Source organism: Sphingobium sp. TomTYG65 (assembly GCF_055395525.1).
Window position 1 is genome coordinate 2,440,638 of the sequence record NZ_AP027330.1, and the last position, 9,363, is coordinate 2,450,000.

Genomic DNA, 9,363 nt, shown 5'->3' on the forward strand with positions numbered 1-9,363 from the left:
CGCGGCCCTTTTTAGTTCGGCGAAGTGGCTGTTACGCCGCCTTCTTCTCATCCTTGTAGCGTTCGATCGCTTCCAGCGTGATGCGGCGGGCGTCTTCCGCACCGCCCCAAGTGCCGACGCGCACCCACTTCTGCTTTTCCAGATCCTTATAGTGGGTGAAGAAATGCTCGATCTGCTCCATCACGATGCCGGGCAGATCGTCCTTCTCATCAACCTTCGAATAATAGGGGAAGGTCTTGTCGTCTGGCACGCAGACCAGCTTCTCGTCGCCGCCCGCTTCATCTTCCAGGTTCAGAACCGCGATCGGGCGCGCGCGCACGACACTGCCCGGGATAAAGGGTGAGCGCGAGATCACCAGAGCGTCGAGCGGATCGCCATCGGGCGAAAGGGTGTGCGGCACAAAGCCGTAATTGGCCGGGTAGCGCATCGGCGTATGCAGGATGCGGTCCACGAACAGAGCGCCCGATGCCTTGTCGAACTCATATTTGACAGGTTCGCCGCCGGTCGGAACTTCGATGATGACGTTCAGGCTGTTGGGCGGATCGTCGCCGACCGGGATCAGTTCGATATTCATGACTTACGCCTTCTAAAAATCGCGTTGGCACTGCGGGTGATTCATGTTTTCGGTTTGAGCAGCCGGTCCAGGCTGCCTTCACCCTCTCCTGTCTTTTCGAGGCGCGGATAGCGCAGCCCGCCTGAATATGCGAGCGTCAAAGTGCGATAGTATTTATCCTGTTTGACGATCAGCTGCATCGGTTTTGCGGCCTTCAGTGCCGCCTTGAAGACGTCCGCGGAATATTCGTCACCATTGATCGCGACGATCTTGGCGCCGGTGACCAGTCCCGCCTTGAAGGCTGCGCTGTCCCAGACGACGTTCGAAACCTCGCCATCCCCCTTCACGACCAGCCCCACGCCGAAGCTCTGGTCGAAATTCTTGCCTTCGGCCGCTTTGGTGAAGGCATTGGGCGTGTCGCCATAGATGAGCTTGTAGCCGCCCAAGGCAAAGCCGCCCTTGGGCGTTTCCCGCGTCGTGCTGTCCACATATTTGGCGAAGAAGCCCGTCCAGTCATAGGGCGCGACGGCGTTCAGCGTCTTGATCACATCACCGCGATTATAGACGACCTGCCCCCAGTCACCCGGATTGATGCCGAAAAAGGCTTTGGCGAAATCGTCGAGGCCCTTTGCACCCTTTGTCTGCTGGCGAATGATCGCGTCGGCCTCCAGCCAGATCATCAGGCCTTCATTATAATAGTCCTCCGACCGCTGCCAGCTGGACCAGCCCTTGGGGCGGCGGGCAGAGATGATGGGATCGTGGGTCGTGTCCTCCATCGGCCGCCATTCGCGGCCGCGCGTGGTATCCAGCTTGGCCGCGATATGGGCATAGGCGTCCAGCGTATCCTGCTTGGTGAACAGGCCCGAGCGCGCGCCCAGCACATAGCCCCAGAATTGCGTCTGCCCTTCATAGACCCACAGCAGATTGTCCTGCATCGGCACGTTGAAATCGGGCGTCCACAGCAGGTCCGGACGGCGGAACTTGCCGTCCCAGCTATGGGTGAATTCATGCGGCAGGAGGTTGCGGTCCAGCAGCGCTTCGCCCTCGCCCCATTTCTTGAAATAGCCGGGCTCTACCTGATTTTCCGACGATCGATGATGCTCCAGGCCAATGCCGCCCATCTCGTCCGTGATGGCGAAGAGGAAATCATAATGGTCGAAATGATAGGTACCGAACAGCGCGCCTGCCTCATCGACCAGCTTCTTGTGCTTGGCGATCTGATCGGGCTTTGCGTCCAGCTCGTCCGCATCATCGGCGATCATGTTGAGCGTGACATTATGGCCGAGATCGACCGGCTTGAAATAACGTCCGGCGAACACCGGCGAATCCTGCAAGGCTTCATAGTCGATCGTCTCATAGGCGACAGTCGACCCCGTCTTCTTCCCGCGCAGCGCCGTCGCTGCTTGCCAGCCATCAGGATAGGTGACGGTCGCCTGCACCGGAATCTGACGCGTGAAATAGCCGGCTGGATAGAGCGACACCGACTCCCACTGGATGTTCAGCATCTTGGGCGTCACGACCACGCGGCCCTGGTTGGATTGGGTGGCCGACAGGAACTGGAACTGCGCCACCACCTCTTTCGTGCCCTGCGGCACGTCGATGACGAAGCCATAGACGTTGAGCGGGTCGCGCTTCCATGCCAGCGGCTTGCCGCCCGCGGTGAAGGTCAAGCCGCTAAGCTTTTCAATCTGCCCGCGCGGGGCATGATTGCCGGGCAGCCATTGCGGCATCAGCAGTGTGATCGGCCCCGCAGTCGCTACGGGAATGGTTTCCCTGACGCGAAATATGCGCTGCAGCGTGTCGCTGGCGTCGACCTCCAGGCGGATGATGCCGCCCGGATACGGAACATCGCGAGGCGCGGGGATGGCATAGTTGACGGGCAGGGCGGTTGGCTTTGACCTTACGGCATCCTGACCAAGCAGGGGGCTGGCAATCGCGGTGGAAAGCAGAAGAGCGGCAGCAAGGCTGCGGACCATGGCAATCTCCGAAAAAGGATGAGGCTGGAATGCCTTATGCAGCCAGCATGGCGAGCGCGGATGGCCCCGTCCACCCCCAAGACACACTGCGACATAATGTGACAAAAAAGCGCGTTTCCATGGGCCTTCTTTGCCGCTAAAGGCGCATCCCCATGGCGAAAATTGAAACCCCGCGTCCGGTGCGCGGTACGCAGGACATGCTGGGTGGTACGAGCGAGGCGTTCCAGGAGCGCTTCGCCCATGTCGTCGCGACCTTCGACCGGGTGCGCAGGCTCTATGGTTTCCAGCGCGTGGAAGTGCCGGTGTTCGAATCCACCGCCGTCTTTGCCCGCTCGCTGGGCGAAAGCACGGACGTCGTTTCCAAGGAAATGTACACTTTCGAGGATCGCGGCGGAGACAGCATCACCCTGCGCCCCGAATTCACTGCCGGGATCGCGCGCGCTTATGTCACCGAAGGCTGGCAGCAATATGCGCCGCTGAAGGTCGCGACCCATGGCCCGCTTTTCCGTTATGAGCGTCCGCAAAAGGGCCGCTTCCGTCAATTCCACCAGCTCGACGCCGAGATCATCGGCGCAGGCGAGCCGGGAGCGGACGTGGAATTGCTGGTCTTCGCCGATCAGCTGTTGCGCGAACTCGGCGTGTCGGAAGGCGTGACGCTCAACCTCAACACGCTGGGCGATGCGCAGAGCCGCGAAGCCTGGCGTGCTGCTCTGGTCGCCCATTTCGAAGCGCACCGCGATCTACTTTCCGAAGAGAGCCTCGATCGTCTGCACCGCAATCCGCTGCGCATCCTCGACAGCAAGGATCCGCGCGACCGCCCGGTGGCGGACAGCGCGCCGGATATCGACGTCTATCTGACCGATGAAGCGCGCAGCTTCTTCGAAAAGGTTACGGCAGGTCTCGATGCCGCAGGTGTCGCCTGGGAACGCAATGCCCGGCTGGTGCGTGGGCTTGACTATTACCGCCACACGGCGTTCGAGTTCATCACCGATCGGCTGGGCGCGCAGGGTACGGTCCTCGGTGGGGGGCGCTATGATGGGCTGATCGAAAATCTCGGCGGGCCTTCCACCCCCGCAGTCGGCTGGGCAGCGGGTATCGAGCGGCTGGCGATGCTGATCGACCCGCCTGAACTCGACAAGCCCCGCGTAGCAGTCATCCCGATGGGCGAAGCGGCCGAAGCCAAAGCGACCAGCATCATCGCTGATCTGCGCCGTGCGGGCGTGGCCTGCGACATGGGCTATCGCGGTAACATGAAAAAGCGGATGCAGCGGGCCAATGCCTCCGGTGCTGTCTGGGCGATCATCCTTGGCGATGATGAGCTGGCGCGTGGTGAAGCAGCGCTGCGTGACCTGCGTTCTGGGGAGCAACAGGCGGTGCCGCTTACAGATCTGGTCGAAAAGCTGACGGCCATCTGATGCATATTTCCGCCGAACGCATCGCGCAGATCGAAGCGCGCCGGGATGAGGTGCAGGCGTCGATGACGCGTGCCGACCTCGCGCCTGAGGAGTTCGTTCGGCTGTCCAAGGAATATGCCGAGATCGAGCCGGTGGCCAAGGCCGCGCATGAGGTGCGTCGGTTGCGGCAGGAGCTTCAGGCGCTCGAATATATGGCGGGTGGCGAGAATGCCGACGCCGACGCCGCCATGCGCGAAATGGCGCAGGAGGAGATGCAGCTGATTAAAAGTCAGCTGCCCGATGCCGAACGCGCTCTGGCACTTCAGTTGCTGCCCAAGGATGCGGCGGACGCGCGACCGGCGATGCTGGAAATCCGCGCCGGCACGGGCGGCGATGAAGCTGCGCTCTTTGCTGGCGACCTGTTCCGCATGTATCAGCGCTATGCCGACGCGCAGGGCTGGAGGATGGAGATGATCTCCGCCAATGCAGCCGAAGTAGGCGGCTTCAAGGAAGTCGCCGCCAGCGTCACCGGCACGGGCGTTTTCGCCAAGCTCAAGTTCGAAAGCGGCGTTCATCGCGTCCAGCGTGTCCCTGTCACCGAAAGCGGCGGGCGCATCCACACCTCTGCCGCGACGGTCGCCGTGCTGCCGGAGCCGGAAGAGGTGGACGTCCAGATCGCGGACAGCGACCTCAAGATCGACATTTACCGCGCGTCGGGCGCAGGCGGCCAGCATGTCAACACGACCGATAGCGCCGTGCGCATCACCCATCTCCCCTCCGGTATCGTGGTGACGCAGCAGGACGAACGATCGCAGCACAAGAACAAGGCGAAGGCGATGCAGGTGCTGCGCGCCCGCCTTTATGAGGCTGAGCGCGAACGCACGCAGAGCGAGCAGGCTGGCGCGCGCAAGGCGATGGTGGGATCGGGCGACCGTTCAGAGCGCATCCGCACTTATAATTTCCCGCAAGGGCGGGTGACGGACCACCGCATCAACCTGACCCTGCACCGCCTGCCGGAAATTCTTGAAGGGCCGGGCCTTTCGGAAATCATCGACGCGCTGATCGCTGAGGATGAAGCGGCCCGCCTCGCCCAGCTGGACGGCATCGGGTGAGTATCGCGCAGGCGCTGCGCGATGCGGCTGCCCGTCTTGAGCAAAGCAGCGATACGCCCCGCCTGGATGCCGAGTTGCTGCTCGCCTACGCGCTTGGCATGGATCGCAACGACCTTCTGCTCCGCCAGCGCGAACTGGCCGTGCCAACTGGCTATGATGCTTTGATCGCGCGTCGGCTGGCTGGAGAGCCCATCGCCTATATCACCGGCACGCGTGATTTCTGGACCGTCAGCCTCCATGTGACGCCCGATGTTCTCATTCCTCGGCCCGACACGGAAACGTTGATCGAAGCGGCGATTGACCATTTCGGCAGCCGTGCTCCCGCCCGCATCCTCGATCTTGGGACTGGATCGGGCGCGCTGTTGCTCGCGGCGCTCGATCAATGGCCGCAGGCAAGGGGACTGGGCATCGACATCTCTCCCGCCGCGCTGGCTGTGGCGAAAGGCAATGCGGAGCGGCTCGGGTTGAGCACTCGCGCGTCCTTTCGCCTGGGTGATTGGGGGGAGGGGGTGACCGGGCCGTTCGACCTTATCCTCATAAATCCGCCCTATATCGCACAGGACGCAGCCTTGGCAGGAGATGTGCTGCATGAGCCGGAAGGCGCCTTATATGCAGGCGCGCAGGGTTTGGACGATTATCGACGGATCGCGCCGATGCTGCCCGCCCTGCTTGCCAGCGGGGGCATGGCCGCAATCGAGATAGGCTATGATCAGCGGGAAAGCGTATCGGCTTTGCTTGTCCGTCAAGCACTTAGCGTATCCTGCCGCTCGGATCTGGCGGGGCATGACCGCTGCCTTGTAGCGACGCTAGCGCAGCCCTTCTGAACCAACGGCGCATTTGCATGCATCCAAGTGAAATTTGCTTGGTTTATGGCTTTAAAGACACTACATGAGGGGCAGGGACGGCACTATCCTGAGGATCTGCCCTGTGGGGCTTAGCCAAGAAAAGGCCGTTTTCCCGCTCCTTCAAAGTCACGACGGCGCTGCTGCGCAGGCGCCTCTGGCAGCGTAAGGGCAAGGGCTGTCGCGCAGCCCCTGTCCGGCGGAGCCCTACCCGGCCTGATGAGCGGGCCGTGCTTTAGGATAGCGACTGAACGATGATTTCAGTGAATGTTGGCAAAGTGAACGCAAGGACCAGGTCTTGATCAACAACAGGCAGGCCGGTCGCCGTAATCGCGGCCGGAACAACAACGGTCGCCCCAATGGTGGTAATCGGGGCGGTGGCGACAGCGGTAACCGGATTGACAACCGTGCACGCGGCAATGCGGCCCAGCTTCTTGAAAAATACAAGAATATGGCCCGCGACTCCCAGATGGCCGGCGACCGGGTGAATGCGGAATATTATCTGCAGTTCGCCGATCATTATTTCCGCGTCCTTGCTGACAATCGTGCCCGGCAGGAAGAACAGCAGCAGCGCTTCCGCCGTCCGGACGACAATCTCGATTATGAAGGCGATGATTTCGATACGTCCGATTATGCGGGCGACGACAATCGCGCAGAACAGCAGCCGCAGCAGCCGCAGCAGCAGTTCGAGCGTGGCTATGAAGGCGAACGCCGCCGGGATCAGCCGCGCGACTATCAGGACAATCGCGACGGCCGAAATCGCCGCGACCGGCCACGCCGCGAGCGCCCTGCTTTTGCCGAGGCGTCCGAGCAGCCGGAAGCTGCCGAGGCTCCCGCCCCTGCGCCGATAGCCGAGCGCGCGCCGGAACCGCAGGCGCAAGCGGAAGCCGAAGCGCCGCGTCCCCGCCGGGGCCGTCCGCGCAAGGCTGAAGCTGCGAAGTCGGAGGGCAGCGAAGGGCTGGATCTGGCCGTGCTGCCGCCCTCGATCGCCCGCGCCGACAATGACAGCGAGCCCGCTGCCGAGGAAGCACCGCGCAAGCGCACCCGGCGCGCTCGTCCTGCTGCTGAAGCGGCTGAGTGAGTTGAAACAGGTTCCGCTCGAAAAGAGCGGCCGTTAGAAACAGAAAAAGGGAATGGCGCACGCGTCATTCCCTTTTTCATTGGGCGTCAATCCTCGGGCAGCACCCTTGGCCGATGTTGCTCATCCAGCGCAACGAAGGTGAACAGGCCGCTGGTCAGATCGACCTGCTGCTGATCTGTGCCGCGGGTGGCGACTACATCGACGCGAATACCAATCGAGGTGCGGCCCCGCCGTTCCTCCCGCGCATAGACCGCTAACATCGCCCACCAGCATGGGGGATATGAACTTCATGCCATCGATCGCCACAGTGGCGACCGCGCCGCGCGCGAGCCGACCGGCGACGATGCCCCCGGCGATATCCATCTGGCTCAGAATCCATCCGCCGAAGATATGGCCGTTGCTGTTGATCTCCGTCAGGCGCGGCACCACGCGCAAGACCAGTTCGCCCCTGTTCTCAGTCGTCAATGGATACCTCGTCCTTCAGAGGGTCGATCACCTGATCGTCATGGCCTGTTCCGCTCGACAGGAACACAAGCGCCATCAAAGCTGTCCCGAGCATGAAGGTCAACCAGACCCCGATGACGGTCGCCAGGATCATGTGAATCGGCATGGGTCCCGCGTAGATCCGCAAGCAGACCAGAGCTATGCCGACGCACAGCGCGCCGCCCGCCGCCATCCACAGCATGATGCGGCGGAACCGTCTCCACGCCGTTGCGGCGATCTGCGGATCATCCAGGCCTTGCGGCTGCGTCATGCCTTTTCTTTGGGGTGTGAAAGTGGGATCATCAAGGGACTGGACCATAAAGTCATAACGGCAAGGAGACGGGGCATGACGATCACCGCGATTCTGCAGGGCAAGGGGCGCGAAGTCACTCAGGTCAGGTCGGACGACAGCGTCCTTTCGGCCGTTCAGCTCTTGTCGGAGGGGCGGATCGGTTGCGTTCCGGTCGTCGATGACGGCCAGGTGCTCGGCATCTTTTCGGAACGTGATCTCGTCCACCATATCGCGAGGGACGGCGCTGCGGTGCTGGAGCGACGGGTGGCCGACGTGATGACCGCCCCGGCGATCACCACGGATGACAAGACGCCCGTCATTCACTGCCTCTCGCTGATGACCAAGAAGCGCGTGCGTCATCTGCCGGTGGTGGTCGATGGAGCGCTGGTCGGGCTGGTGTCGATCGGCGACCTCGTCAAGTTCCGCATCGACACGATCGAATCGGAAGCCGCGGCGCTGCGCGACTATATCCAGTCCGCCTGAGCCGTCAGGTGGAGGCGGGCTCTGGCGGCGCGCGCCGAATCACCAGGGCTGCCAATTCCAAGAGCGTGCCGCGCGCGCACAGCATCAGCGCGGCAAGAAAGGCAAGACCGCCCGCAGGCACCAGCACGCTCAGGCGCAGCAGCGCGGGCAGGGGAGGCAGAAGCGAATCGAGCAGCATCACCGCTCCCGCCATCAGGACCGAACAGCCAAGGCCGGGGGCCGCCGCACGAATCAGGTCCCCGAATCGCAGTCCCATCGGCGCTCCGGCCAAATGCGCCGTCGCCGCCGTCAGGATCGGAAAAGCGCAGAGCCATGCCCAGGCCAGCCCGATGGCGCCGAACTGGATGCCGGCAAGGAAAGCCGCTGGCATCAGCACCGCACCCACCGCGGCGATTTGCGCCGTAGTACCCGGTCGCCCCAAAGCGTTGCTGACCGGGGCGAACATCACCTGCAAGGTCATGAACGGCATGGCCAGCGCCAGCACCGATACGAACGGCGCCATCTCCAGCCATTTTTCCCCGAACAGCGTTTCCACAAGCGGCTCTGCCGTCACCGCCATCCCCAGGTAGACCGGGCAGGAAATCAGCAGCAGCAGGCGCACCGCCTTGCAGAAGGACCAGGCGATTCGCCCGGGATCGTTCTGCATCCGCGCATAGGCCGGGAAGGCTACGTCATTGAGCGGCGGGATGAACTTCGACACGAAAATCTGCGTCAGGAACAACGCTTCGGCATAAAGGCCAAGCTGATGGGGATCGAGCGCGCGCCCGCCGATGAAAATGTCCGCCTGGCTCTGAACGATCCAGAAGAGCTGACCACCCAGCAGCGACGCGCCATAGGCCACCATCGCGCCCGTGCCCCGGAAATCGAAGCTGGGAATCGGCCGGAAGCCGGTCGCCAGCACATAGCCAGCGGCCTTGACCCAAAAGCCCGCCATCGGCGCGAACACCAGCGTCCATACGCCCCAGCCCGACAGGGCGCCGGTTAGCGCAACCGCCGCTGAAGCCGCCGCCGCGATCAGGTTGACCAGCGCAGGCCGCCGGAAATCCAGCGCCCGGCCCATCAGCGCTTCAGGAATCGAGATGAAGGGCGTCGATAGGTAGAGCAGCGCCTGCACCCGCAGCAGGTCGGCCACCATCGGCTGATCATA

Annotated in this window: 9 protein-coding genes and 1 pseudogene (1 of these 10 cut by a window edge); 5 read left to right on the forward strand and 5 right to left on the reverse strand. The window is 62.8% G+C overall.

Annotated features, from left to right (window positions below):
* Window positions 1-31: 31 nt before the first annotated feature.
* A complete protein-coding gene (gene ppa, locus ACZ5Y5_RS12045) occupies window positions 32-574 on the reverse strand; it encodes an inorganic diphosphatase (protein WP_464808858.1) in 543 nt (180 codons plus the stop codon).
* Between the two features lie 41 nt (window positions 575-615).
* The gene (locus ACZ5Y5_RS12050) at window positions 616-2,529 is read right to left on the reverse strand and encodes a M61 family metallopeptidase (protein ID WP_464808859.1); all 1,914 of its coding nucleotides are present in this window, start codon (window positions 2,527-2,529) and stop codon (window positions 616-618) included.
* 152 nt (window positions 2,530-2,681) lie between these two features.
* On the opposite strand from ACZ5Y5_RS12050, the gene hisS reads away from it, so the two are divergent.
* From hisS to ACZ5Y5_RS12070, 4 genes are all read left to right on the forward strand, one after another.
* Window positions 2,682-3,944 (forward strand): histidine--tRNA ligase, encoded by a 1,263-nt coding sequence (hisS, locus tag ACZ5Y5_RS12055; protein ID WP_464808860.1) that lies wholly within the window; start codon window positions 2,682-2,684, stop codon window positions 3,942-3,944.
* Window positions 3,944-5,035, forward strand: coding sequence for a peptide chain release factor 1 (prfA, locus tag ACZ5Y5_RS12060; protein ID WP_464808861.1), 1,092 nt, complete (start codon window positions 3,944-3,946; stop codon window positions 5,033-5,035). The genes hisS and prfA overlap by 1 nt, the downstream gene beginning before the upstream one ends.
* Window positions 5,032-5,859 (forward strand): peptide chain release factor N(5)-glutamine methyltransferase, encoded by an 828-nt coding sequence (gene prmC, locus ACZ5Y5_RS12065; protein WP_464808862.1) that lies wholly within the window; start codon window positions 5,032-5,034, stop codon window positions 5,857-5,859. The genes prfA and prmC overlap by 4 nt, the downstream gene beginning before the upstream one ends.
* Window positions 5,860-6,175: 316 nt before the next feature.
* The gene (locus tag ACZ5Y5_RS12070; RefSeq protein WP_464808863.1) at window positions 6,176-6,958 is read left to right on the forward strand and encodes a DUF4167 domain-containing protein; all 783 of its coding nucleotides are present in this window, start codon (window positions 6,176-6,178) and stop codon (window positions 6,956-6,958) included.
* Window positions 6,959-7,044: 86 nt separating this feature from the next.
* Here ACZ5Y5_RS12070 and ACZ5Y5_RS12075 read toward each other — a convergent pair.
* Both ACZ5Y5_RS12075 and ACZ5Y5_RS12080 read right to left on the reverse strand, forming a co-directional pair.
* Window positions 7,045-7,423: pseudogene (locus tag ACZ5Y5_RS12075) on the reverse strand (acyl-CoA thioesterase).
* Window positions 7,413-7,712: a hypothetical protein gene (locus ACZ5Y5_RS12080; protein ID WP_464808864.1), complete on the reverse strand. Its 300-nt coding sequence runs from the start codon at window positions 7,710-7,712 to the stop codon at window positions 7,413-7,415. Before ACZ5Y5_RS12080 ends, ACZ5Y5_RS12075 begins: the two are co-directional and overlap by 11 nt.
* A gap of 75 nt (window positions 7,713-7,787) precedes the next feature.
* Here ACZ5Y5_RS12080 and ACZ5Y5_RS12085 point away from each other — a divergent pair, with 75 nt between their 5' ends.
* Window positions 7,788-8,216, forward strand: coding sequence for a CBS domain-containing protein (locus tag ACZ5Y5_RS12085; RefSeq protein ID WP_464808865.1), 429 nt, complete (start codon window positions 7,788-7,790; stop codon window positions 8,214-8,216).
* A gap of 4 nt (window positions 8,217-8,220) precedes the next feature.
* Here ACZ5Y5_RS12085 and ACZ5Y5_RS12090 read toward each other — a convergent pair whose 3' ends face one another.
* A protein-coding gene (locus tag ACZ5Y5_RS12090; RefSeq protein ID WP_464808866.1) for a lipopolysaccharide biosynthesis protein crosses the window boundary here: on the reverse strand, window positions 8,221-9,363 show its 3' portion. The gene runs 345 nt beyond the window's last position; 1,143 of the gene's 1,488 nt are visible here — the last part of the coding sequence; its start codon lies beyond the right edge, outside the window; the stop codon is at window positions 8,221-8,223.